Origin of the sequence: Vreelandella arctica (assembly GCF_037070215.1) — a bacterium.
In the GTDB taxonomy this organism is placed as follows: Bacteria; Pseudomonadota; Gammaproteobacteria; order Pseudomonadales; family Halomonadaceae; genus Vreelandella; species Vreelandella arctica.
This window is the reverse complement of the sequence record NZ_JBANSN010000008.1, coordinates 36,179-60,775: the sequence shown is the minus strand read 5'-3', so window position 1 is coordinate 60,775 and position 24,597 is coordinate 36,179. Positions and strand designations below refer to the sequence as shown.

Sequence of the window (24,597 nt, the reverse complement as noted above, 5' to 3'; positions counted from 1 at the left end):
CATGGTAAAAGTGCGTGAAGACCAGCCGCTAACCGCTAGCGGAAAGGTGGATATACAACAATGGTTAACGCGCCTGCAAGAAGATGTGCGCCTACGTGATCCCGAGCGTTTAGTCGAGGCCTGTGAGCTTGCTGAAACGTTAGAACTAGAAGCCCCTCGCACGCATCGTGTATGGCTTTCGCCGGGTTCCAGCTTCCGCATGGGCCTGGAAATGGCCGATATCCTTGGCGATTTGAAGTTGGATCAGGCCACGCTGGAAGCCGCCGTTCTCTACCGTGCGGTGCGGGAAGGCTTACTGAGCCTTGAGGCGGTGACAAAACGCTTTGGAGAAGAAGTCGCGAGCCTGATCGATGGCGTGCTGCAAATGGCCGCGATCAGCTACCCGTTAGCGCCTGACCATGGCATGGGCCAGCATAATCAGCAGGAAAACCTGCGCAAGATGCTGGTCAACATGGTGGGCGATGTACGCGTCGCCTTAATCAAAATTGCCGAACGTACCTGTGCGCTGCGTCAGGTAAAAGATGCTCCTCGGGAAAAATGTTTACAGGTGGCCAGAGAGGTCGCGGATATTTACGCACCCCTGGCTCACCGTTTGGGTATCGGTCAGCTCAAGTGGGAGCTGGAAGACCTATCGTTTCGTTACTTGCACGAAGACGAATACAAAGCGATTGCCAAGCTGCTGGCGGAAAAACGTCTCGACCGCGACCGCTATATCCACGATGTGGTAGAAACCATCAAGGGCTTGATGGAGGCCCAGCATATTCACCGCTACGATGTGGATGGGCGGGCCAAGCATATCTACTCGATCTGGCGCAAAATGAAGCGTAAGCGGATCGATTTTTCACAAGTTCACGACGTGCGCGCAGTGCGGATTCTGGTGCCGGAAGTGGCCGACTGCTACACCGTGCTGGGCATCATCCATTCGCGCTGGCACCACGTGCCGAACGAGTTTGATGACTACATCGCCAACCCCAAGAAAAATGGCTACCAGTCACTGCACACTGCCGTGATGGGGCCGGAAAACAAGGTGCTCGAAATCCAGATTCGCACCTTTGCCATGCACGACGAAGCTGAACTGGGCGTCTGTGCCCACTGGCGCTACAAGGGCCACGATACCAACGCTAAAAGCCGTAGCTATGAAGAAAAAATCGCCTGGCTGCGCCAAGTGTTGGAGTGGCAGGACGAAGTGGGTGGCTTTGGCGACCTGCGCGAAGGGCTCTCCAGCGATGTCGCGCCTGACCGCATCTACGTGTTCACCCCCGATGGCCATGTGATCGATTTACCGCGGATTGCCACGCCTATCGATTTTGCCTATCGAGTGCATACCGAAATTGGTCACCGCTGCCGGGGCGCCAAAATTAACGGTCGTATCGTGCCGCTGACCTATAAGCTCAAAACGGGCCAGCAGATCGAGATTTTGACCGCCACTAAAGGCGGGCCTAGCCGTGACTGGTTAAACCCCAGCTTAGGCTATGTGCGTACTTCCCGGGCACGGGCGAAAATCCAGGCGTGGTTTAAGCACCAGGCGCGGGATCAAAACCTGGATGAGGGGCGGGCGCTATTTGATCGTGAGATGCGCCGCCTGGATGTCGAGGGGCTTGATCTACCCAAGCTAGCCAAGGCGGTTAACTACCTCAATGCTGACGATATGTACGCCGCCATTGGCGCCGGTGACCTGCGCATTGGCCAAGTGTTGCATCAGGCCCAACAGCTGTTCGGCGAAACCGACGACCAGGAGCAGCTTAATCGCCTGCTAGCCAAGCCTCAGCGGCAATCCAGCAAAGCCACCAAAAGTGATATCACGGTGCTTGGCGTCGGCAACCTGAAAACCAGCATGGCGAACTGCTGTCGGCCAGTGCCTGGCGAACCGATCATTGGCTTTATCACCCAGGGGCGTGGCGTCACCGTGCACCGCCAGGACTGTAGCAATATTCTGCAATTGCGCCTGGACGAACCCCAGCGCATTATCGAGGTAGAGTGGGGCGAACGCGCCCAGACCCGCTATCCGGTGACCATTGAGATTCAAGCCTGGGATCGCTCCGGGCTACTGCGCGATGTGACAGGGCTGCTCGGCAATGAAAAAGTCAACGTACTCGCCGTGAACACATTGACCGATACCGACGAGGGCATCGCCCGTCTGCGCATTACCTTGGAAGTCGACGGCCTGGAATCCCTGGGGCGCCTGTTCTCCCGTATCCAGCAGTTGCCAAACGTTACCGAAGTGCGCCGTTTGCGCAATGCAGACCCGGAAAAGCAAACGCGTAAGGGAGGGGAATGATGCGCCATGGTATGGTCGACCTGCTGACCCTGATGCAAGTGCTGCGTGACGCCGAGCAGGGCTGCCCATGGGACTTGCAGCAGGACTGGGACAGCATCGTGCCCCACACACTAGAAGAGGCTTACGAGGTCGCCGATGCCATTGAGCGTCGCGCCTTCGATGAGCTACCCGGTGAGCTGGGCGATCTGCTCTTTCAGGTGGTCTACTACGCTCAGTTTGGTGCCGAAGAGCGGCGCTTCGACTTTGCCGATATTGTCGATACGCTGACCGCAAAAATGCTGCGTCGTCATCCACACGTGTTTCCGGATGGCACCCTGGCCTCGCGCCGCCCGCCTGGAGTGAGTACCGAAGAGGTGCAAACCCAGCAGGTAAATAGCCGTTGGGAGTCGCTAAAAGCGGAAGAGAGAGCCGAACGAGCTGTCGCTACGCCGTCGGTATTAGACGATGTGCCACGCACACTGCCAGCGCTCAGCCGGGCCGCCAAGCTCTCCAAGCGCGCAGCGCGGGTTGGCTTTGACTGGCCAGATGCCAAGGGCGTGATAGCGAAAATTCGCGAAGAGCTGGCCGAAGTCGAGGAGGCGCTCACCGCCGGTGATCAACAGCACTCCCAGGAAGAAGTTGGCGATCTGCTGTTTGCAGTCACCAATCTTGCCCGCACATTGAACGCTGACCCTGAACAGTGCCTACGCGCGACCAATGCAAAGTTTGAACGCCGCTTTCGCTACGTCGAAGGCGAGCTTAACGCTGCCCAGCGACCGCTGGCGGAGGCCTCGTTAGACGAGATGGAAACCCACTGGCAGGCAGCTAAAGCACAAGAAAAACAACCTACCCATTCCTGAATTATTATTGATGCGACCCCTGCAAGGAGGCCATGCCAATGAGTCACGACCTACACGAATCTCTGCGCGATAACGTGCGTATTCTGGGCGATAGCCTGGGGCGCACCATTGCCGACGATTTGGGCCAAGCATTTGTCGATAAGATTGAAACCATCCGTGCTCACGCCAAGCGCGGGCGCCAGGGCGATTCTCTGCAGCAGCGCGAGTTGATCGAGTACCTGCGAGATCTGCCTGAGAAAGATCTATTGCCGGTCACCCGGGCGTTTAACCAGTTTTTAAACCTCGCCAACATTGCGGAACAGCACTACCGAGCACGCTTTCGCCGCGTAGAGGATTACAAGCCGGGCTCCCAACCGGTGCTTGGTGAACTGCTTGAGCGGGCTCAGCAGGCGGGTAACTCACCGCGTAAACTGGTCGAAACCCTCGCTAATATGCGCGTTGAATTGGTACTCACCGCTCATCCCACTGAAGTTATCCGGCGTACGCTAATTCAAAAATATGACGCCATTGATGAGTGCCTGACTGCCATTGAAAGCTCCGAGGATTACCCTGAACGCGGCACTCGCGCCCAGGGGCGTCTGGAAGAACTGATCAGCCAGGCATGGCACACCGATGAGATTCGCCACGAACGCCCCTCGCCGGTTGATGAGGCCAAATGGGGCTTTGCTGTCATTGAAAACTCACTCTGGCAGGCAGTGCCGGACTTCCACCGCGATTTGGATAACCTGCTGCTGGATACCGCCGGTGAGCGCCTACCCCTGGATGCCGCGCCGATTCGCTACGCTTCCTGGATGGGCGGGGATCGCGACGGTAACCCCAACGTGACCGCCCGGGTCACCCGCGAAGTACTACTACTGGGCCGCTGGATGGCCGCCGACCTTTACCTGCGCGATCTTGAGCAGTTGAAGACTGAGCTCTCCATGTGGAAGGCCAACAGCGCGCTTAAAGCCGAGGCGGGCGATGTGGCCGAACCGTATCGCGAAGTGCTAAAGCGCCTGCTGACAAGAATGGAGTCAACCCGGGATTGGGCCAAGGCCGAGCTTGAAGGGCGCAACTATGACGGCGGGCCGATTATTGAAACCCGTGATCAGCTCTATTCACCGTTGCTCGGCTGCTACCGCTCACTATGCGATGTTGGTCTCGACACCATCGCTAACGGCGCGCTGCTGGATACCTTGCGCCGTGTCGCCGTATTCGGCGTTACGCTGACCAAGCTCGATCTGCGCCAGGAGGCCAGCCGCCACGCACAGGTGATTGAAGAGCTGACCAGTACGCTTGGCCTTGGCCACTACCGCGAATGGGACGAAGCCCAGCGTCAAGAATTCCTGCTGGCCGAGTTGGCTTCCCGTCGCCCGCTGATTCCGCGCCGCTGGGAGTGCTCCGCCGAGACCCGGGAAGTGCTGGATACTTTTAAGGTGATTGCCCAGGAACACTCCGAAGCGTTAGGCACCTACATTATTTCCATGGCCGCTGAACCGTCGGACGTGCTCACCGTGGCACTGCTGATGAAAGAGGTAGGAGGGCAGGTCACGCTGCCTATCGCTCCGCTGTTTGAAACCCTCAACGACTTGGACCACGCAGGCGATGTGGTGGACCAACTGCTGGCGATACCGGGCTACCGCTCGCTGATTGATGATCGCCAAGAAGTGATGATCGGCTACTCAGATTCAGCCAAAGATGCCGGTCAGTTGGCCGCCGCTTGGGCGCAGTACCGCGCTCAGGAGTCGCTGGTCAATGTGTGTAACCGGCACGGTGTCGATCTAACCCTGTTCCACGGCCGAGGTGGCACCGTTGGTCGTGGTGGTGGCCCGGCCCATGCGGCGATTCTTTCCCAGCCTCCCGGCTCGGTGAACGGCAGCCTGCGAGTGACCGAGCAGGGCGAAATGATTCGCTTCAAGTTCGGCCAGCCCGATATTGCGCTACGTTCCATGGAGATTTATGCCTGCGCGGTACTGGAAGCCACACTGTTGCCGCCTCGCGCGCCGGAACCGCATTGGCGTGAAGAGATGGATCAGCTCGCCAAGGTAGCGCATGGTGCTTATGTCGGCGTGGTGCGGGAAGACCCCGATTTTGTCCCTTACTTCCGGGCAGTCACGCCGGAGGGCGCTTTAGGAAGGTTGCCGCTAGGCTCACGTCCTACCAAGCGCCGGCAGGATGGCGGCGTAGAGACCCTACGCGCGATTCCATGGATTTTCGCCTGGACGCAGATTCGTCTGATGCTGCCAGCGTGGCTGGGCAGTGGTGAAGCCTTCTCGACCCGCTTAGAGCAGCCCGGCGGACGCGAGGTGCTGCAAGAAATGCGCACTGAGTGGCCCTTCTTCGGCACTTATCTCGACATGCTGGAGATGCTGTTGGCCAAAGCCGACGTGGCCATTGCCGCCTACTACGAGCATCGCCTTGTCGATGAGCCATCGCTGAAGGCGCTGGGCAAAAAGCTACGTGAGCGTTTTGCGCGGCTTGAAGAGGCGGTGCTCGATATACTCCAACAGGAGGAGCTGCTGGAGAACACGCCGCTGATTCGCCAGGCAATCGATGTCCGTAACCCCTACATCGATCCACTGCATGGGCTGCAAGCGGAACTGCTGCAGCGTAACCGCGATGCGGATGGGGCGATTAGCGCCGATCTGTCGCGCGCGTTAATGGTGACCATGGCGGGGATAGCAGCTGGCCTACGCAATACCGGCTAGGTTTTTTATTACCATAATTTTTACCACGACGTTTAATTAGGACGTTTTATTAGAACGTCCTATCGCGACAAAGAGGTGTCAATGTCTTCAGATGCTCAAGCGGTACTCGACTTTTGGTTTGACGCGTTGACGCCTGCTCAGTGGTTTAAAAAAGACCTTGAGATGGATCGCAAGATCCTGGCGAGCTTTGGCGAACTGCACGCCCAGGCCGCCCGGTGCGAGTGCTACCCATGGCGGAAAACGGCTGAAGGGCGGCTGGCGGAAATCATTGTGCTGGATCAGTTCTCGCGCAATATCTACCGCGATGATGCCCGTGCCTTTGCCACCGATACCTTGGCGCTAGCGCTGGCTCAGGAGGCGGTGGCAGCGGGGGCAGACGCCGAGCTATCCAGCCAGCAGCGGGCATTTTTGTATATGCCCTATATGCATAGCGAGTCTGCCGCCATTCATGAAGTGGCAATACAACTGTTCGAACAGCCGGGGTTAGTGAATAACTACGACTTTGAAGTGCGTCACAAGGCGATCATTGATCGCTTCGGGCGTTACCCGCACCGCAATGCACTGTTGGGGCGGGCCTCTACCGACGAGGAGCTGGCTTTTCTAAAGCAGCCCGGCTCCTCTTTTTAACTTTTTTGTTCACTCCTTTTAGCCACATGGCGTTTTATGTCGTTACGAAAATCTACCCGTATCAATAAATACATTAGTGAAAGTGGAATGTGCTCTCGCCGTGAGGCTGACCGCTTTGTGGAGCAGGGCAACGTGTGGATTAACGGTCGCCGCGCCACTACCGGCGACCAGGTGGTAGCGGGGGATCTGGTCAAGGTCAATGGCCAGGAGATCGAGCCACAGGAAGAGGAAGATCTGGTTCTTATTGCGCTGAACAAGCCGGTGGGCATCGTTAGCACCACCGAGTCCAGCGAAAAGGACAATATCGTTGAGTTTGTAAAACACGGCACGCGCATTTTTCCCATCGGCCGGCTCGATAAAGACTCCCAGGGGCTGATTTTTTTAACCAATAACGGTGATTTGGTTAATAAGATTCTGCGTGCCAATAACAACCACGAAAAAGAGTATCAGGTGACGGTGAATAAGCCGATCACCGACGAGTTTATCGAGGGCATGCAGGGCGGTGTGCCGATTCTTGGCAAGGTGACCAAGCGCTGCAAAGTGCAAAAAGAGTCCACCTTTGTGTTCACTATTACCTTGGTGCAGGGACTCAATCGGCAAATTCGCCGTATGTGCGAATACTTCGGCTATGAAGTTACCCAGCTTATTCGCACGCGCATTATGAATGTGCCCCTTAAAGGATTAGCCCTGGGGGATTGGCGCGATCTCACCCCTAAAGAGATTGACACCATTATCGCGCTGACTGAAAAATCAGAAGCCGTGCCAGAGAAGAAGAGTAAAGCTAAGCCTGAAAGGCCCAACTACAGCTCAGGCGCTGGCAAGGCAAAGCCGCCCGCTGCCAACAAAGGGCGCCCGATACCGGCCAAAGCGGGCGCCAAAGCCACCGGGGCTAAACCTAAACCACTTCCCAAAGGTAAAAAGGCCGCTAGTGGAAAAGTAAGCACCGGCCCGAAAGGCAGTGCTGGTAAACCTCTCCCCAAGGGTAAAGCGCCCGGCAAGCCCAGTGTTAAAAGCAAGCCTAGTGCTAGAGGTAAGCCCGTTGGCAAAGGTCGCGGTAAACCAGCGGTGGTGGGCAAGCCTTCTCAGCGACGCAAGTAGCTCCTTCTCCTTCAAGAGTCCTTACTGTGATCCCAATCGTCGCTTTTTATGCTGTGATTAGTATGCTCGCTTACATTACCTATGCCATCGACAAAAAAGCGGCTATCAATAACCGCCGTCGAGTGAGCGAGAAAACGCTACATCTGCTTGGAGTAATGGGTGGCTGGCCAGGTGCTTTCCTGGCTCAGCAGCGGCTGCGGCATAAAACCCAGAAAACCGCCTTCCAGGTTACGTTCTGGCTGACGGTTATTGTAAATCTGGCCTGTGCGGGGTGGCTAACTGTTTCATTGAGTCTCATTTAGCCACCCGTTTAGCCACCCTATGCTGCGTGCCTACGCTCTGGCTTGATCGTTGGGCGCGAAAAGAAAGTTGGCTATCAACTCCTTACCGCCTTCGGTCGCGAATGATTCGGGGTGAAATTGAATGCCGTGAATCGGGTACTCCCGGTGTTTAACGCCCATAAGCTCGAATTCACCCATTGCCTGCCAGCGGCTGCGCTGCTCAAAATTATCCGCTTTCAGGGCACCCACGGTGGCGGTTACTTCCAGGCACTCGGGCAGGGTGGTCGCATCGGCAATCAATGAGTGATAGCGCATTACTTCAAGCTGGTCGGGCACGCCGTTAAACACCGAGCGATTGTCGTGGTTGATTGGGCTGATCTTGCCGTGCATGGGTAGCGGTGCTTTAACCACCTTGCCGCCGAACACATGCACGATGCCCTGCATGCCCAGACAAACCCCCAGCAGCGGGGTGGTCTTACCCAGTTTTTCTATTACCTCGGCGCACACACCAAAGTAGCGTGGGTCATCCGGCGAGCCGGGGCCGGGGGAAATAATGATGCGATCCGGCGCCAGCGCCTCAATGGCGTGGTAATCGATCTGGTCGTTGCGTTTAACGATGATCTCAAAATGAGGCAACCCGCCGCGATTCTTCTCCGTGGTTAAGATTTCACCAATAAACTGGTAAAGGTTATAGGTGAAGGAGTCGTAGTTATCGATGATCAGCACCTTCATGCGGGGCTCTCCATATCCGTGCTCATAAAAGGGGCCAGGGCCTTGCGAGTGCCAGCGAACTTGCGGCGAATTTCTTCGTATTCATCCTCGGCGTTGCTATCGAATACGTTGCCGCCGCAGGTTTGTACGTAGGCGCGCTCGCCGTTCACAAACACCGTGCGAATGGGGATGGCAAAGGTGCAGTCGCCGTTAAACGAGAACTGGCCCACCGCACCGCCATAGGGACCGCGACCGTCGGTTTCCAGATCATCGATAATCTTCATCGCCTCAATCTTGGGCGCGCCGGTGAGCGTGCCCGCCGGGAAGTTACTCGCCAGCGCCGTAAACATGTCTTCGCCTTCGGCAATAATCCCGACAATTTCGCTGGAGATATGCTGTACGTGGCTAAAGCGCTTGATATCCATCAGGCTGCGCACTTTTACCGTGCCAAACTGGGCCACCCGGCCAATATCGTTGCGGTGCAGATCCACAATCATATTGTGCTCGGCGATCTCCTTGGGGTCGTTGAGCAGCGCCCGGGCTAGCTGGGTGTCTTCCTGGGGCGTTTGGCCGCGGAGGGTGGTGCCTGCCAGTGGGAAGGTTTCCATCTCACCCTGGCGCAGGCGGAACAGCAGCTCTGGGCTTGCGCCGATCAGCTTCTGCTCGCCGAATTTGACATAGTACATCTGGGGCGACGGATTGATGGTGCGCAACTGATCATAAAGGGCCAGCGTATCGCCCTCAATTCGAAAGCGCTTTTTAAAGCCGACCTCGCACTGAAACACCTTGCCGTTGATGATGTCCTGCTTCACCTTAGCAACCGCCTCGGCGTGCTCGGCTTTGCTCATTGTGTCGCCCAGCGCGGTGATGTGCAGTGGGCCTGCGGGTTTTTCGTCGGCGTCGATCAGCGTCTGCAGAAACTCGTAACGGCTATTGTCGTAATAGAAGTAGGTAACCTCCCCGGTCATCTTGTCGAGGATCAGGCCATCTTTGTAGAGCCCAAAGCGAAAGGTATCGAAATCGTCGCTGGCTTTTAGGGTCAGCGAGGGCTCGAAGTACTGCATGGCATCGTAACCGAGGTAGCCGCTTAAGCCACCCGCGTACTTACGCGAAATAATATTTTGGGGGATCAGGCTACGCAGTAGTTCATAAGGGTTATCGCTTGGGTACTCGTTTGCATTGCCGTCACGGTCTTCGATAGTTAGCGTGTTGCCATTGGCATACAGCGTGTATTCGGGGTCAAAGCCGATGATCGAATGGCGTGCAATATGGCTATCTTCGCCAAGCGACTCCAGCATGTAGCAGGTATCAAACTGCCGCTCGATTTTTTGAAACAGGGCAAAGAAGTCGCAGTCCGCCGCCAGCGTCACGTAGTGAGGTTTGCGTGGCAGCGTAAACGGCTGTGGGCCCGAGGCATGCGTATTGGCAATGGTCATGGTGCATCATTCCGTGAAGAAGCTTGTGATGAGGGTAGCGATGTGGAGGCGTGTAAGGTGGCCAACGCGCGCGAGCCGCGGGAAACCGTGGCGATACCCACCCCTAGGGTTTCGGCAATTTTGCGGTGCGGCACTCCTTCACGCAGCAACTTAAAAATCTGTAGGCGTTTACTGATTTCTTGATACTCTGCGGGAGTCAGCAGGTCGGCCAGTGCTGCGTCCATTGCCTCGGGTGAGTCTATGGCGAGCAAGTGGCGAATAAGCTCAGCCTGGTAGTGATCGTTTGTCGTCATGATGTGTAAGTTGTGAAACCATCGAAGAATGCCATCGGTTAATAAGTAACGCACTAGCGTACTAGTACGCTACATTATTGCTCAGGGAAGTCAAGCAGCTCGTTCTATTTTGAGGAAACACGATGACCGGCTATTTTATTCAAGCCTTTATTTATCTTGTCGCCGCGGTAATTGCGGTTCCCCTTGCCAAACGGTTTGGGCTGGGCTCAGTGCTGGGTTATTTGGTCGCCGGGGTAGTGATTGGCCCGATCCTGGGGCTGGTGGGCCAGGAAACCACCACCATTCAGCATTTTGCCGAATTTGGCGTGGTGATGATGCTGTTTTTGGTCGGCATGGAGCTCGACCCGAAAGGGTTATGGGCGATGCGCGTGCGACTGCTGGGACTAGGGGGGCTTCAGGTAGTGCTAACCGCTGCTGCAGGCACCGCTATTGCTTTGTGGCTAGGGCTAGTGATGCAAACTGCCCTGGCGGTGGGGCTCATTTTTGCGCTCTCTTCCACGGCGATTGTGCTGCAAACGTTGAACGAGAAGGGGCTTGCCAAAACCGAAGGGGGCCGCAGCGCCTTTTCGGTGCTGCTGTTCCAGGATATTGCCGTTATTCCCATGCTGGCGCTAATTCCGTTGCTAGCACTTCCCGAGCTAATGGGCGACGTCAGCGATGATAGCCATGCCAGCTTAAGCCTGGTCGCACACTTGCCAGGCTGGGCACATGCCTTGGTGGTCGTGGCGGCCATCGCGAGCGTGATAGCGGCAGGCTACTATTTAGTGCCCCTGCTGTTTCGCTATGTGATTAGTTCTGGCCTGCGCGAAGTATTTACCGCCACGGCCCTGATGCTGGTCATCGGCATTGCCGCGCTAATGAGTTTGGTTAATTTATCGCCCGCCCTCGGCGCGTTCCTGGCCGGGGTGGTACTTGCCAACAGTGAATTCAAGCACGAGTTGGAAGCTAATATTGAGCCCTTTAAAGGACTGCTGTTGGGGTTGTTCTTTATTACCGTGGGGGCAGGTATTAATTTCTCGGTGCTGGCGGCGGAGTGGGGCACGGTTCTCTCGTTAGGCTTGGCCGTGATCGTGGTAAAAGGCATGATTCTGCTTGGTTTAGCACTGTTGTTTCGGGTGCGTGGCAGCAATGGCTGGCTATTCACCCTGAGCCTTGCCCAGGCGGGTGAATTTGGTTTTGTGCTGCTGACCTATAGCGTACAGAACAGTGTCATTCCAACCGACATCTCCCAGATTCTCTCTCTAGTGGTGGCGCTCTCAATGTTTTTGACACCGCTACTGTTTATTGCTTACGACCGGTTGGTTCTGCCGCGCTACCGCAGTGCCAAGAATGACGGTCGGGAAGCTGACGCAATCGAAGAGCAGGCCCCGGTGATCGTTGCGGGCGTAGGGCGGTTTGGACAAATTATTTGTCGTCTGCTGCGCGCCAATAGTATTCCCATTGTGGCGCTGGACCATGAGATCGAACAGATTGAAAACCTGCGCAAAATTAACATCAAAAGCTACTTTGGCGACGCCAGCCGCTCCGATTTGCTTGAAACCGCTGGTATCGAGCATGCTAGATTAATCGTTATTGCCTTGGACGACCGCGACCGCGCTGTACACATGGTTAAACACGTAAAACAGTACTATCCCCATGTCTGGGTGCTAGCCCGCGCCTTTGACCGTGGCCATGGCTACCAACTGCGTGATGCAGGGGCTGATGACGTTGTCAGTGAAACCTATCATTCCGCTCTGGAACTGGGCGGCCACGCGCTAACGGCGATGGGTGTCCATCCCATGCGGGCCAAGCAAATGACCTGGGCGTTTGTGCAAAATGAGGATGCCCATGAGGACGAGCTGTTTGAAGCTTGGAAGGAGATCGAGGGGAGTATTAGCTTCAGCCCCCGCTACGGCGAGCTGTTTATGAAGCTGGAAGAAGCGCTGAACAGTGCAATGCAACAAGAGTGGCAAGAGCCCCAGCGCGAAGACGTGCCGATCTGGACGCCTCCCGACCAGCACCGTGATAACGTTTAAAACGGCAGGTGCAACGAGGCGCTTAGCATAGTGAGGTGTTCAAGGGTGGGGGAGTTGATACGTTCGTATTCCAGTCGGCTAACAAGCCGATTGACCGTTACGGTGGCACCGAAGCCTTGCAGCATCGCGGTGCCACTTTCATCGGCACCTTCTACATCGCTTTCACCGCGCCATTCGGTGATGCCGGACTTCGCATAGAAGCTAAAGGCGCCCATGCGAACACCGGCGACAATGGCGCCGCCTAAACTTAAGGTATCCATAATCAGCGGATTGACACTGGACGAGGTGGAGATTTCTTCGCTTTCCCTGTAGGCGATTTCCGCGCCAATATCCAGTTGAGGAAGCCGCCAGGGACTGAATCCCGCTGTTACGCGAAAGCCGCTGGAGTAGTTGTCCAGGCTTTGCAGGTCGCTACCTTCCAGGATAACGCCGTTTTCAAGCTGCATGAGTTCGCTATCGGGGGCGGTATAAGCCATCACCGGCGGCTCATCATCGGCGTAGCTGCTAAACCAGGGAACAGCACAGCACAGCAGAGTGATTGCCAAGCGTTTCATTGGCATTTCTCGTACACCTATTGTCGTATACGTATGGGTAGAGAAAGAAAAGCTATTCCTAATCAGGTTAGCAACTGACTTGGATTTCCACCACTTTAATTGCGCCGTTGGCTAGGTTATCGACTAAATTTTTTCCCATGGTGGTAAAGCGCTCGCCGAACACCCACTTGGGGGAGAGCACCGCTTGGCGTGGCGTCTGCTCTTTTTGGCGCTGACGTTGGCGCCACTCCAAGGCTATTTCGCTCCAATCTTCAACATGTTCAAGCACAAAGCCGCCCGTTTCGAGCAAATGGGTTAATGACGTTAAGGTCAGTAGGTGCGAGTGCTCAGGAGAAGCCGCCCATGGCACTGGGTAGTGAAGCTGTGCCACGTGGGGGCCGCTGACAACCTCGTGCATGACTAGCTGCCCGCCTGGGCGCAGAACCCGTCGGCTTTCTGCGATTACCCTGGCTGCGTCAGGCATATTCATCAGGCTGTGTTGGAACAGCACGGCATCAAAACTGTTATCCGCAAACGGCAGGGCATTGGCATTGCCGGTGACCCAGGCAAGAGGTGGTGCGTTAGGTTGCTTAACACGTGAGCTCAGCGCTCTGTTTAATGCACTAAACCCATGAGTAATATCCAGCCCGGTCATTTGAAACCCTAGCGCCGCGCCTTGGCGCATCAATCCACCTAGCCCCGCGCCAATATCAAGCACTTTGCCATGAGTGGCTGGATTGAGCCGTTCAAGCAGTCGTGTGGAAGCCGCTACGCCGCCGATATGCAGTTGATCCAGCGGCGCCAGTTGGTAAAGCGTTGGGCCGTCGGGGTAGTGGGCGTCAATCTGCGCCAACACATTATCAGCGCGTAGGCCGCGCTGATAATGGTCTGCCAACGGATGGGAGGTAGGCATGGCCAGTTACGGCTCTTGATCCAGGCCTAGCTCCTGAATCGAAATCTCGCGCATTTTGAATTTCTGAATCTTACCGGTGACGGTCATGGGGAATTCATCAACAAACTTGAAGTAGCGCGGAATTTTGAAGTGGGTGATTTTGCCTTTGCAGTACTCGCGCAGCTCTTCACCGGTGACTTCGCCCGCGGTACTGTTGAGTTTCACCCAAGCAATCAGCTCTTCACCGTACTTTTTGTCGGGCACGCCGGTGACCTGGACTTCTGAAATCGCCGGGTGGGCGTACAGAAATTCCTCGATCTCTTTGGGATAAACGTTCTCGCCGCCGCGGATGACCATATCTTTAATGCGGCCCACGATCTGGATATAACCCTCTTCATCCATGGTGGCCAGGTCGCCGGTGTGCATCCAGCCCGATTCATCGATGGCTTCAGCGGTGGCTTTGTCGTTGTTCCAGTACTTCAGCATCACGCTGTACCCGCGGGTGCACAGCTCACCGATTTCACCCCTGGGCAAAATACCGCCATTGCCGGGGTCGACGATTTTATTTTCCAGGTGGGGCTGAGTGCGGCCCACGGTAGAAACGCGCTTTTCAATGCTGTCGTTGGCGCCGGTCTGGGTAGATACCGGGCTGGTTTCGGTCATGCCGTAGGCGATTTGCACGCCCTTCATGTTCATTTTGCTGATCACCTGCTTCATGATTTCAGCGGGGCAGATCGATCCCGCCATGATCCCGGTGCGTAGCGACGAGAGATCGGTGCCAGGGAAATCCGGGTGATCAAGCTCAGCGATAAACATGGTTGGCACACCGTAAAGCGCGGTAGCTTTTTGCTCGTGCACTGCCTTGAGCACCTTACCGGGATCAAAGCCTTCATCTGGGTAGATCATGGTGGCGCCGTGGGTCATACAGCCCAGGTTCCCCATGACCATACCAAAGCAGTGGTACAGCGGTACCGGGATCACCAAGCGATCTTCACTGGTGAAGCCCATGCTTTCCGCCACGAAAAAACCGTTATTGAGAATATTGTGGTGAGAAAGGGTCGCGCCTTTAGGGAAGCCTGTGGTTCCGGAGGTGTACTGAATATTAATGGCGTCATCAAATTGCAGCGTTGCTTGCAAGTCATCAACGTCGGTTTGGCTAACCTTGGTGCCTTCGTTCATCAGGTCAGACCAGCGCCACATACCGCTCAGTTTTTCGCTGCTTAAATTAATAATGCACTCAAGGTCAGGCAGTTTTTGCGACTTGAGTTGGCCTTCAGTGCACGCGTTAAGTTCTGGCGCTAATTCATACAGCATGGCGCTGTAGTCGGAGCTTTTGAAACTGTTGGCGGTGACCAGAAAACGCGCGCCGGATTGGTTCAGCGCGTACTCCAGCTCATGGGTGCGGTAAGAGGGATTGATGTTGACCAGAATGGCGCCAATTTTGGCGGTGGCAAACTGTGTTAACGTCCATTCGCTGCAGTTAGGTGCCCAAATGGCCACCCGGTCACCTTTATTGACGCCGATGGAGAGCAGGGCGCGGGCGCAGCGATTGACCTCTTCCTGAAGCTGGCGGTAGCTCCAGTGAATATTCTGGTGTAGCACGATCAGCGCATCGTTATCGGCATGTAGGGTGGCAATTTGATCGAATTTGTCGCCAATGGTCATGCCCAGAAGGGGCTTGTCCGCCATGCTGCTGGTGTAGCTGGGTAGAGTCAGTGCGTGTGAAGACATTTCAGGTCTCTCCGATATTTTTCTTGTCTGAACATGATGGCAGAGAAGGTTGAGCTACTTGGCTTCTTTCTTATTATTGATGACGCATTTTATCGGCTAGCGCCCAGTGCTAGAGCTACTTTGGAACTGGGCTTGCGGCCTAGCTCCTGAGTAATCCAATAACCGGTATCGATGACGGCCTGCAGGTCGATGCCTGTCTTGATTCCCAGCCCTTTAAGCAGATAGAGCACGTCTTCGGTGGCCACATTGCCGGAAGCGCCCTTGGCATAGGGGCAGCCGCCGAGACCAGCGGTGGCGGCGTCAATAATACTGACGCCTTCTTCCATCACCGCGTAAAGGTTCGCCAGCGCCATGCCGTAGGTGTCGTGAAAGTGAGCGGCCAGAAACTCAATGGGCACTTGTTGGCTCGTCGCCTCAATCATCCGTTTAGCAGCCAGCGGCGTACCGACGCCAATCGTGTCACCTAGCGACACCTCGTAGCAGCCCATCTCATAAAGTGCTTTGGCCACCTCAGCCACTTTGTCGGGGGCGATCTCGCCTTCGTAAGGGCAGCCCAAGACACAGGAAACATAGCCCCGCACGCGCACGCCAGCCTCACGGGCGCGCTCTAACACAGGCTCAAACCGTGTCAGCGACTCGGCAATCGAGCAGTTGATGTTCTTTTGCGAGAAGGCTTCTGATGCCGCGCCAAATACCGCGATCTCTTCAACGCCCACGGTTAGGGCGTTTTCAAGCCCTTTTAAATTGGGCGTTAGCGCGGAGTACACCACGCCTGGCTGACGCTGAATCCCGGCCATGACCTCAACGGCATCACCCATTTGCGGCACCCATTTGGGTGATACGAAGCTGGCGGCTTCAATATGGGTTATCCCCGCATTGGCTAGCCGCTCGATCAGGGCGATCTTGGTTGCGGTGGGTACCATCGCCCCCGGCTCGTTTTGAAGGCCGTCCCGAGGGGCCATTTCAAATAACTTGACGGACGTAGGCAGTGCCATGAATGAGCTCCTATTCGCTGGGGGCAAAGTCGAGAAGGATAGCGCCCTGGCTGACCGTCTCGCCCACCTGGAAATGGAAGGTTTCCACACTACCGTCAGCCGGGGCGGTCATGGTGTGCTCCATTTTCATCGCTTCCATTACCATCAGCGGCATGCCTTTCTCAACATTAACGCCGGGCTCCACGAGTAGAGCCACCACCGTGCCATTCATGGGGGCAGTGAGAGTAGATTCCGCTTCGTGGTGGCCATGATCAATGGCATCAATGCGCCGCCAAAACAAACGGGTTTCACCGCTGGGATCGGCCATCACGACCACATGACCATCGCGGCGCGCCTGCAAGCGGCGGCGGTGGCCATTCAAGGTAACGGCAACCGCGTCGCCGGTGAGCGGCTGCAGGCTCGCGGTTAGCGTTTTATCGCCGATGCTGAGGTTCCAAAGTGATTCGCCCGCGTTGCGTTTACCTTCGACGATCACTACCGCGTCATCGCTGTCAGCGGCTTGAACATTCGTAGGGTCACACAGCGCAATGCGAATGGTGTGTGGCGCATTCAAGCGGAAGCCGTCGTGGCGATCCCAGGGCGAGTCGCTTTCGCACTCTTGAGCAAGTTGATTCAGGCCAATCAGCGTCGCGCTGGCGTAGGCTTCTGTGCTGTAAGTGCGCGGTGCAAACAGCGTCGCTTCATTGCGCTCGATAAAGCGTGTGTCCAGCTCCACGTTCTTAAAGCCAGGATGCGTTGCCAGGCGCATTAAGAAGGCACGGTTAGTCACTACGCCTTGTACGTCCAGTGCCGCTAAGGCGCGGTTAAGCGTTGCCAGCGCTGCATCGCGGTCGGCACCATGAACGATTAGCTTGGCGAGCATGGGGTCGTAGTGCATCGACACCGCGTCCCCGCTCTCTACACCGCTATCTAAACGCACCTGATCATCGCTCAGTCCAGCCCCTTCTAAATCCAGCGCAAAGCGAGTGAGCAAGCCGGTAGCGGGCAGGAAATCCTGTTCCGGGTCTTCGGCGTAAATACGTGCTTCAAAGCTATGGCCGGTAATCGTCAGCTCATCCTGGGTGCAAGGCAGCGGTTCGCCCATGGCCACACGCAACTGCCACTCGACCAAATCCTGACCGGTGATCATCTCAGTGACGGGATGCTCGACCTGAAGACGGGTGTTCATCTCCATAAAGTAGAACGAGCCATCAATGTCTAGCAAAAACTCGACGGTACCTGCGCCCACATAGCCGATCTCTTGAGCGGCGCGCACTGCAGCGTCGCCCATGGCGCTGCGCAGCTCTGCTGTCATGCCGGGGGCGGGGGCTTCTTCGATCACCTTTTGATGGCGGCGCTGAACGCTGCAATCCCGCTCGAACAGGTAAACGCCGTTGCCGTGGCGGTCGCAGAATACCTGGACTTCTACATGGCGCGGCTGCACCAGGTATTTCTCGATTAGCATGCGGTCATCGCCGAAGGCGGCTTTTGACTCACGGCGGCAGCCGTCTAACGCGGCCTGAAAACCATCACCGCTTTCCACTACACGCATCCCTTTACCACCGCCGCCCGCGCTGGCTTTGAGCATGACGGGGTAGCCGATCTTGTCGGCCTCACTGCGCAGCAGGGCGTCATCCTGGTTATCACCATGGTAGCCGGGCACTAGTGGCACGCCCGCATTGGCCATCCGTGCTTTGGCGGCGGATTTATCGCCCATGGCGGCAATCGCCGAGGCGGGCGGGCCAACAAAGGTAATGCCCGCTTCTTCAAGGGTTTTGACGAAGGTACCGTTTTCGGAAAGAAAACCGTAGCCGGGATGAATAGCGCCGGTGCCGGTACGCTTGGCAGCTTCGATTACTGCATCGATATTGAGATAGCTTTCCCGCGCGGCGGCAGGGCCTAAGCGCACGGCCTCGTCGGCTTCGCGCACATGGCGGGCGCTGGCATCGGCATCGGAATATACCGCAACGGTTTTCAGACCCATACGGCGGGCAGTGCGCATCACGCGGCAGGCGATTTCGCCGCGGTTGGCGACCAGTAAGGTATCAAAAGGCGTCGTGCGAGCGGCTTTTTCGTGTTTTTTCATGAACGACGCTCCGAAGCGTAGGGTGTGTTATTAGAATCGGCCCAGACGGGGCGGCGTTTTTCAAAGAAACTGGATAAACCCTCTTGCCCTTCTTGGCTTACCCGCAGCTTGGCGATCACCTGGCAGGTATGCTCGCGGGTATCGTCACTGTCAGGCGCTTGAGCAACCGCGGCCATCAGCGCTTTGGTGGCGCGCTGGGCCTGGGGCGAGCCTGCCAATAGCGTCGTCAGCATGGCGTCAACTGTGCTGTCTAACGCATCGTGTTCTACCACCTGATGCGCTAAACCGAGAGCGAGCGCCGTTGGGGCGTCCATCACTTCTGCGGTTAGTGCATAGCGGCGCATCTGTCGCTCGCCCAGGGCACGCTGGACATAGGGGCTGATGACTGCGGGCGATAGGCCAATTTTGACTTCTGATAGGCAGAACTTGGCTTTGTCCGAGGCGATCACCACATCGCAGCAGGCGGCCAGACCCACCGCACCACCAAAGGCGGCGCCTTGAATGCGGCAAACCGTGGGGCAGGGCAGTGTATCGAGGCTATGCATAAGTGCTGCCAGCTTGCGGGAATCGGCGAGGTTATCGTCAAGGTCGTAGCCGACCATGCGCTTCATCCAGTTTAGATCGGCACCCGCAGAGAAGCTTTTGCCTTCGGAGCCCAGCACCACGACGCGCACATCACCCGCTTCCGCAAGGGTGTGTAGCTGGTCAAGATGCGAGTTCAATTCAGCGATCAGGCTGTCGTCAAAGGCGTTATGTACCTCGGGACGGTTTAAGGTCAGGCGGGCCACGCCGTCTTCGATAATCAGTGTTGAGTAAGCCATGGTGATTGCCCCTTACATCCGGAACACGCCGAAGCGTGTCTCTTCGATTTCGGCATTCATCGCAGCCGCTAAAGAGAGCCCCAGCACATCGCGGGTTTGCAGCGGATCGATCACGCCGTCGTCCCACAAGCGGGCGCTGGCGTAATAGGGATGGCCTTGATGCTCGTACTGCTCGCGGGTGGGCTGCTTGAAGTTTTCTTCTTCCTCTTTGCTCCATTCGCGGCCTTCGCGCTCATGCTGCTCGCGCTTAACCTGGGCCAGTACGCCCGCTGCCTGTTCGCCACCCATGACGGATATGCGTGCGTTGGGCCACATAAACAGCAGGTTAGGATCATAAGCACGGCCACACATACCGTAGTTACCGGCGCCGAAGCTGCCGCCAATCAGTACGGTGTACTTAGGCACCTTGGCGCAGGCCACTGCTGTCACCAGCTTGGCACCGTGCTTGGCAATACCTTCGTGTTCGTACTTGGAGCCGACCATAAAGCCGGTAATGTTCTGGAGGAAGATCAGCGGGATCTTGCGCTGGGCGCATAGCTCGATAAAGTGCGCGCCTTTCACCGCACTTTCTGAAAACAGCACGCCGTTATTGGCCACGATGCCTACCGGGTAGCCGTGAATATGCGCAAAGCCAGTGACCAGGGTTTCGCCGTAGTAGCGCTTAAATTCGTCAAAGTCGGAGTCGTCGACGATACGCCCAATCACTTCGCGCACATCGTAGGGCTTTTTAAGATCGGTGCCGACAATGCCATACAGCTCGGAAGGATCGAGTTTGGGTGGTTTAGGTGCCTGCATGGCGAGCTTGCCACGCTTTTGCCAGTTCAGCCGCGATACGCAGGCGCGGGCAAGCTGCAGCGCATGGGCATCGTTTTCCGCGTAGTGATCAGCGACGCCGCTGACCTTGGCGTGAACATCCGCGCCGCCCAGATCTTCAGCGCTGATGCTTTCACCAGTGGCGGCTTTTACCAGTGGTGGGCCGCCAAGGAAAATCGTGCCCTGCTCTTTAACGATGATGGATTCGTCTGCCATGGCAGGCACGTAGGCGCCGCCCGCGGTGCAGGAACCCATCACCACGGCGATTTGCGGGATGCCTTCCGCCGACATGGTCGCCTGGTTATAAAAGATACGCCCGAAGTGGTCGCGGTCAGGGAATACTTCGTCCTGACGGGGCAGGAAGGCGCCGCCTGAATCGACCAGATAGATGCACGGCAGTCGATGCTTGCGGGCGATCTCCTGGGCGCGAATATGTTTTTTCACGGTGAGCGGGAAGTAGGTGCCACCTTTCACCGTGGCATCGTTGGCGACAATGACACACTCGACGCCGGAAACACGGCCAATACCGGTGACCACACCAGCGGCGGGAATCTCGCTATCGTATATGTTGTGGGCCGCCAGAGCGGAAAACTCTAAAAACGGTGAACCTTCATCAATCAGGTGATCAATGCGGTCGCGGACAAATAGCTTGCCCCGGCTTTCGTGGCGCTCGCGGGCTTTGGCACCACCACCTTGGGCAACGGCGGCGGTCAGTTCACGCAATTTATGTACTTCACCAAGCATTGAGGCTTCGTTGGCTTGAAACACATCGCTGCGCGGGTTGATCTGAGTGGAAATGGAGCTCATGACAGGACCCTTACTTACTTTCGGTGAAGAGTTCGCGGCCAATCAGCATCCGGCGTATCTCGCTGGTGCCCGCACCAATTTCATACAGCTTGGCGTCACGCAGTAGGCGCCCGGTGGGGTACTCGTTGATATAGCCGTTGCCGCCGAGCAGTTGAATCGAATCCAGTGCCACTTGAGTCGCTTTTTCGGCACAGTAGAGAATCACTCCAGCGGCGTCTTTACGCGAAGTCTTGCCACGATCACAGGCTCCCGCTACGGCATAAAGGTAAGCGCGGCAGGCGTTCAGGGTGGTGTACATATCCGCCACTTTGCCTTGCACTAGCTGGAACTCACCAATCGACTGGTTGAACTGCTTGCGCTCGTGGATATAGGGCATCACCACATCCATGGCAGCTTGCATGATGCCAATCGGGCCTGCGGCCAATACGGTGCGCTCGTAATCCAGGCCACTCATGAGTACGCGTACGCCTTTGCCTTCCCCACCTAGAATATTGTCAGCGGGAACGGCGCAATCCTGGAAGACCAGTTCACAGGTGTTGGAACCGCGCATGCCCAGCTTGTCGAGCTTTTGGGCGGTAGAGAAACCGGGCATACCTTTTTCGATAATAAAGGCGGTAATGCCTTTGGAACCCGCTTCAGGGTCGGTTTTGGCGTATACCACCAATACATCGGCATCCGGACCGTTGGTAATCCACATTTTGTTGCCGTTAAGGATGTAGTGATCGCCATTCTGCTTGGCACGCAGTTGCATCGAGACCACATCAGAGCCTGCGCCGGGTTCCGACATGGCCAAAGCGCCCACGTGATCGCCGCTGATCAGCTTGGGGAGATACTTGGCTTTCTGTTCGGGGGAGGCGTTGATCTTGATCTGGTTAACGCACAGGTTGGAGTGGGCGCCGTAAGAGAGCGCTACCGATGCGCTGGCCCGTGAGATCTCTTCCATGGCGATACAGTGGGCGAGATAGCCCATACCGCTACCGCCATCCTCTTCAGAGACGGTGATGCCGAGCAGACCCATATCACCAAACTTCTTCCACAGATCATTAGGGAACTCGTTATTGCGGTCGATTTCGGCAGCGCGGGGAGCAATCTCGCTGGCCGCAAAGGCGTTGACCTGCTCACGCAGCATGTTCAGCTCGTCATCGAGGCCAAAATTAAGTTCTGAATAGTGTGAAAACATGGTCAATCACCTGTTGCAGATTTTTGTATTAGCTTGTGTTAGCTATTTGTGTCGGCGAGTCGAGCTGGCGTTAGTTCGCGCGACGCGTCAATGCATAGTGGCGGAAGAGGGAGCAGACGCTTTGTCGGACGTACCCGTGCGCTCCTCTTCGTTCTGTTTTTCCTGGGGCTCTTTTTCTAGTAGTTCTTCGAGTGCCTGGCGGCAGCGAATCTCAGCACTTTCAAGCTCTAGCTGCACCATGGTGATGTCTTTCATTTGTTGGTCTAGCGCCGCACGGCGTTCGCCTATCTTGCTAAGCATTAGATGCAGCTGCTTTTTGCTGCCGCTGCGGGTTTCGTCCCAAAGCTCGAACAGTTCACGAATCTCTGCCAATGAAAATCCCAGCCGTTTGCCGCGAATGGTAAGTTTCAGCCGTACACGGTCTTTGCTGCTATAAACCCTGGTTTGCCCACGCCGAGAAGGGTGGAGCAACTCCTGATCCTCATAGAAGCGAATACTACGGGTGGTTAAATCAAACTCGTTGGCTAGTTCACTGATTGAGTAAGTTTTGCTCATGATGTCGTTCTCTCAAAAGGCATTGTTCTTAAGGACAGTTCCTAAGAATAAGTCCCAAGATATGACACCTATGGAACACTGCCACTGAGGCTAAAACAAGCTTACGTTAACGTAAAGCTATTGTTGTGAGCAGTTTAAAAGCGTTGAAATGATGTAAGTCACTGATATTTATCTTTTGAACGCAGTTGTTAATTCAGGATAATCTCGTCGATAGACCAAAGTTGTAATTGTATTGCTATACCGACAGTTGCTAGTTTGCACATACACCTTACGTTCAGGTAAGGCAGTAGCAGCCGCTTTTGCCATGCCTGTAAAGAATTAGCACAACAACAATAAGAGGCTTGCCACTCTATGAGTGCAAACGATGTCCTTCAGGGACCTGTCCTCGAAACCCGAGGGCTGACCAAAGAGTTTCGCGGCTTCACCGCCGTGGACGATGTCAATCTCCAGGTACAGGAAGGGCATATTCACGCACTGATTGGCCCCAATGGGGCGGGTAAAACCACCGTATTTAACTTATTGACCAAATTTCTGCCGCCTACCCGCGGCGATATTTTGTATCGCGGCAACTCAATCACCAGTAAAAAATCCAACGAAATAGCTCAGTTAGGGTTGGTGCGTTCGTTTCAGATTTCTGCGGTATTCGCCCATATGACCGCGTTGGAGAATGTGCGAGTGGCCCTGCAGCGCAAACTGGGTACCTCGTTTCACTTTTGGAAATCTGAAAAATCGCTGGATCACCTCAATGAGCGAGCGCTTGAGCTGCTAGAAGAAGTAGGACTGCGGGAATACGCCGACACCCTAACGGTTGAAATGCCCTATGGGCGCAAGCGGGCACTTGAACTTGCGACTACGCTGGCACTGGACCCGACCATGATGCTGCTCGATGAACCCACTCAAGGCATGGGGGCGGAAGATGTAGACCGCATCGTGGCGCTGATCAAACGCGTTTCACAAGGCCGTACGGTATTGATGGTGGAACATAACCTGAGTGTGGTTAGCCGCCTGTGTGACCGTATTACCGTGCTGGCGCGGGGCGCAGTATTGGCCGAGGGAGATTATGAAACTGTCTCCCGTAACCCTCTGGTGCGTGAAGCCTATATGGGCAGCGACGCCGCGGAAGAGGATGGTTCTGAAAAAGAGGGGGCGGCCGTATGAACATCGCTGAAGCCCAAACACCTGTTGAAAACAATCAAAGTCTGGAGATGTTGCGGGTGCAGGATCTACACGCCTTTTATGGCGAGTCGCATATTCTGCACGGGGTCAATTTTGATGTGAAGCGCGGCGAGCTGGTAACGCTGCTGGGCCGCAACGGCGCGGGGCGTAGCACCACGCTGAAATCGATCATGAACATGGTGGGGCGGCGTACCGGCTCAATCGTGATTAACGGTAATGAAACGCTGCACATGAAGCCGCACCATATTCCGCGGCTAGGGGTTGGCTACTGCCCAGAAGAGCGCGGCATTTTTGCCAGTTTAGATGTGCATGAAAATCTCTTGTTGCCGCCAACGGTGCGCTCGGGCGGCATGAGTCTCGATGAAATCTACGCCATGTTCCCCAACCTTTATGAGCGGCGCAGAAGTCAGGGCACACGGCTTTCCGGTGGCGAGCAGCAGATGTTAGCCATGGCGCGCATTCTGCGTACCGGGGCGCGCATGTTGCTGTTGGATGAAATAACCGAAGGGCTCGCGCCCGTGATCGTGCAGAAGCTGGCCGAAGTGCTGGTGAAACTCAAGGAGCGCGGCATGACCATTGTGCTGGTGGAGCAAAACTTCCGCTTTGCGGCCCCCTTGGCGGATCGCCACTTCGTGATGGATCACGGTCAGATTATTGAAGAAATCACCGCTGCACAGTTGCCATCGCGTCGTGAACATCTCAACTCAATGCTGGGGGTATAACACACGGTTTATAGACATTTAAAAGTTCATTACGCCAACAGT

Annotated in this window: 21 protein-coding genes; 9 read left to right on the top strand and 12 right to left on the bottom strand. The window is 56.0% G+C overall.

Annotated features, from left to right (window positions below; genetic code table 11):
- Position 1 precedes the first annotated feature (1 nt).
- The 6 genes from relA (at position 2) to V8L70_RS09325 (ending at position 7,831) form a co-directional block, all read left to right on the top strand.
- Entirely contained in the window at positions 2-2,278 is a 2,277-nt protein-coding gene (gene relA, locus V8L70_RS09350; RefSeq protein ID WP_336269227.1) for a GTP diphosphokinase, read from the top strand.
- Entirely contained in the window at positions 2,278-3,117 is an 840-nt protein-coding gene (mazG, locus tag V8L70_RS09345) for a nucleoside triphosphate pyrophosphohydrolase (protein WP_336269331.1), read from the top strand. The genes relA and mazG overlap by 1 nt, the downstream gene beginning before the upstream one ends.
- Positions 3,118-3,155: 38 nt before the next feature.
- A complete protein-coding gene (gene ppc / locus V8L70_RS09340) occupies positions 3,156-5,804 on the top strand; it encodes a phosphoenolpyruvate carboxylase (protein WP_336269226.1) in 2,649 nt (882 codons plus the stop codon).
- Between the two features lie 81 nt (positions 5,805-5,885).
- Entirely contained in the window at positions 5,886-6,431 is a 546-nt protein-coding gene (locus tag V8L70_RS09335) for a DUF924 family protein (RefSeq protein ID WP_336269225.1), read from the top strand.
- Between the two features lie 36 nt (positions 6,432-6,467).
- Positions 6,468-7,529 carry a 23S rRNA pseudouridine(2604) synthase RluF gene (rluF, locus tag V8L70_RS09330; RefSeq protein WP_336269224.1) on the top strand — a complete coding sequence of 354 codons (1,062 nt, stop codon included), beginning with the start codon at positions 6,468-6,470 and terminating at the stop codon, positions 7,527-7,529.
- A gap of 26 nt (positions 7,530-7,555) precedes the next feature.
- On the top strand, positions 7,556-7,831 hold the full coding sequence (locus tag V8L70_RS09325; protein ID WP_336269223.1) for a DUF1294 domain-containing protein: 276 nt from the start codon (positions 7,556-7,558) through the stop codon (positions 7,829-7,831).
- Between the two features lie 30 nt (positions 7,832-7,861).
- On the opposite strand, the gene V8L70_RS09320 is transcribed toward V8L70_RS09325, so the two are convergent.
- Genes V8L70_RS09320 through V8L70_RS09310 form a run of 3 tightly spaced genes read right to left on the bottom strand, consistent with a single transcriptional unit; the run spans position 7,862 to position 10,250 of the window.
- The gene (locus tag V8L70_RS09320; RefSeq protein WP_336269221.1) at positions 7,862-8,542 is read right to left on the bottom strand and encodes an anthranilate synthase component II; all 681 of its coding nucleotides are present in this window, start codon (positions 8,540-8,542) and stop codon (positions 7,862-7,864) included.
- Positions 8,539-9,957, bottom strand: a complete 1,419-nt coding sequence (locus tag V8L70_RS09315) for an anthranilate synthase component I family protein (protein ID WP_336269220.1) — start codon at positions 9,955-9,957, stop codon at positions 8,539-8,541. The genes V8L70_RS09320 and V8L70_RS09315 overlap by 4 nt, the downstream gene beginning before the upstream one ends.
- Positions 9,954-10,250: a Trp family transcriptional regulator gene (locus V8L70_RS09310; RefSeq protein WP_336269219.1), complete on the bottom strand. Its 297-nt coding sequence runs from the start codon at positions 10,248-10,250 to the stop codon at positions 9,954-9,956. Before V8L70_RS09310 ends, V8L70_RS09315 begins: the two co-directional genes overlap by 4 nt.
- Before the next feature lie 122 nt (positions 10,251-10,372).
- Between V8L70_RS09310 and V8L70_RS09305 the strand changes: the two genes are divergently transcribed.
- On the top strand, positions 10,373-12,265 hold the full coding sequence (locus V8L70_RS09305) for a monovalent cation:proton antiporter-2 (CPA2) family protein (RefSeq protein ID WP_336269218.1): 1,893 nt from the start codon (positions 10,373-10,375) through the stop codon (positions 12,263-12,265).
- Here V8L70_RS09305 and V8L70_RS09300 read toward each other — a convergent pair.
- The 9 genes from V8L70_RS09300 to V8L70_RS09260 form a co-directional block, all read right to left on the bottom strand.
- On the bottom strand, positions 12,262-12,825 hold the full coding sequence (locus V8L70_RS09300; protein ID WP_336269217.1) for a hypothetical protein: 564 nt from the start codon (positions 12,823-12,825) through the stop codon (positions 12,262-12,264). The genes V8L70_RS09305 and V8L70_RS09300 overlap by 4 nt on opposite strands.
- 61 nt (positions 12,826-12,886) lie before the next feature.
- Entirely contained in the window at positions 12,887-13,711 is an 825-nt protein-coding gene (locus V8L70_RS09295; protein WP_336269216.1) for a class I SAM-dependent methyltransferase, read from the bottom strand.
- A 6-nt stretch (positions 13,712-13,717) separates the two neighbouring features.
- Positions 13,718-15,421: an AMP-binding protein gene (locus V8L70_RS09290; protein WP_336269215.1), complete on the bottom strand. Its 1,704-nt coding sequence runs from the start codon at positions 15,419-15,421 to the stop codon at positions 13,718-13,720.
- An 89-nt stretch (positions 15,422-15,510) separates the two neighbouring features.
- The gene (locus tag V8L70_RS09285; protein WP_336269214.1) at positions 15,511-16,416 is read right to left on the bottom strand and encodes a hydroxymethylglutaryl-CoA lyase; all 906 of its coding nucleotides are present in this window, start codon (positions 16,414-16,416) and stop codon (positions 15,511-15,513) included.
- Positions 16,417-16,426: 10 nt separating this feature from the next.
- Positions 16,427-18,481, bottom strand: coding sequence for an acetyl/propionyl/methylcrotonyl-CoA carboxylase subunit alpha (locus V8L70_RS09280; protein WP_336269213.1), 2,055 nt, complete (start codon positions 18,479-18,481; stop codon positions 16,427-16,429).
- Complete coding sequence (locus V8L70_RS09275) at positions 18,478-19,302, bottom strand: enoyl-CoA hydratase/isomerase family protein (RefSeq protein WP_336269212.1); 825 nt, start codon at positions 19,300-19,302, stop codon at positions 18,478-18,480. The genes V8L70_RS09280 and V8L70_RS09275 overlap by 4 nt, the downstream gene beginning before the upstream one ends.
- Positions 19,303-19,314: 12 nt before the next feature.
- On the bottom strand, positions 19,315-20,922 hold the full coding sequence (locus V8L70_RS09270; RefSeq protein WP_336269211.1) for a carboxyl transferase domain-containing protein: 1,608 nt from the start codon (positions 20,920-20,922) through the stop codon (positions 19,315-19,317).
- 10 nt (positions 20,923-20,932) lie between these two features.
- Positions 20,933-22,102, bottom strand: a complete 1,170-nt coding sequence (locus V8L70_RS09265; protein WP_101146136.1) for an isovaleryl-CoA dehydrogenase — start codon at positions 22,100-22,102, stop codon at positions 20,933-20,935.
- 87 nt (positions 22,103-22,189) lie between these two features.
- Positions 22,190-22,657: a MerR family transcriptional regulator gene (locus tag V8L70_RS09260; protein WP_008956736.1), complete on the bottom strand. Its 468-nt coding sequence runs from the start codon at positions 22,655-22,657 to the stop codon at positions 22,190-22,192.
- Positions 22,658-23,008: 351 nt separating this feature from the next.
- Here V8L70_RS09260 and V8L70_RS09255 point away from each other — a divergent pair, with 351 nt between their 5' ends.
- The gene (locus tag V8L70_RS09255) at positions 23,009-23,815 is read left to right on the top strand and encodes an ABC transporter ATP-binding protein (protein ID WP_101146135.1); all 807 of its coding nucleotides are present in this window, start codon (positions 23,009-23,011) and stop codon (positions 23,813-23,815) included.
- Positions 23,812-24,555 (top strand): ABC transporter ATP-binding protein, encoded by a 744-nt coding sequence (locus V8L70_RS09250; RefSeq protein ID WP_008956734.1) that lies wholly within the window; start codon positions 23,812-23,814, stop codon positions 24,553-24,555. The genes V8L70_RS09255 and V8L70_RS09250 overlap by 4 nt, the downstream gene beginning before the upstream one ends.
- Positions 24,556-24,597: the final 42 nt, after the last annotated feature.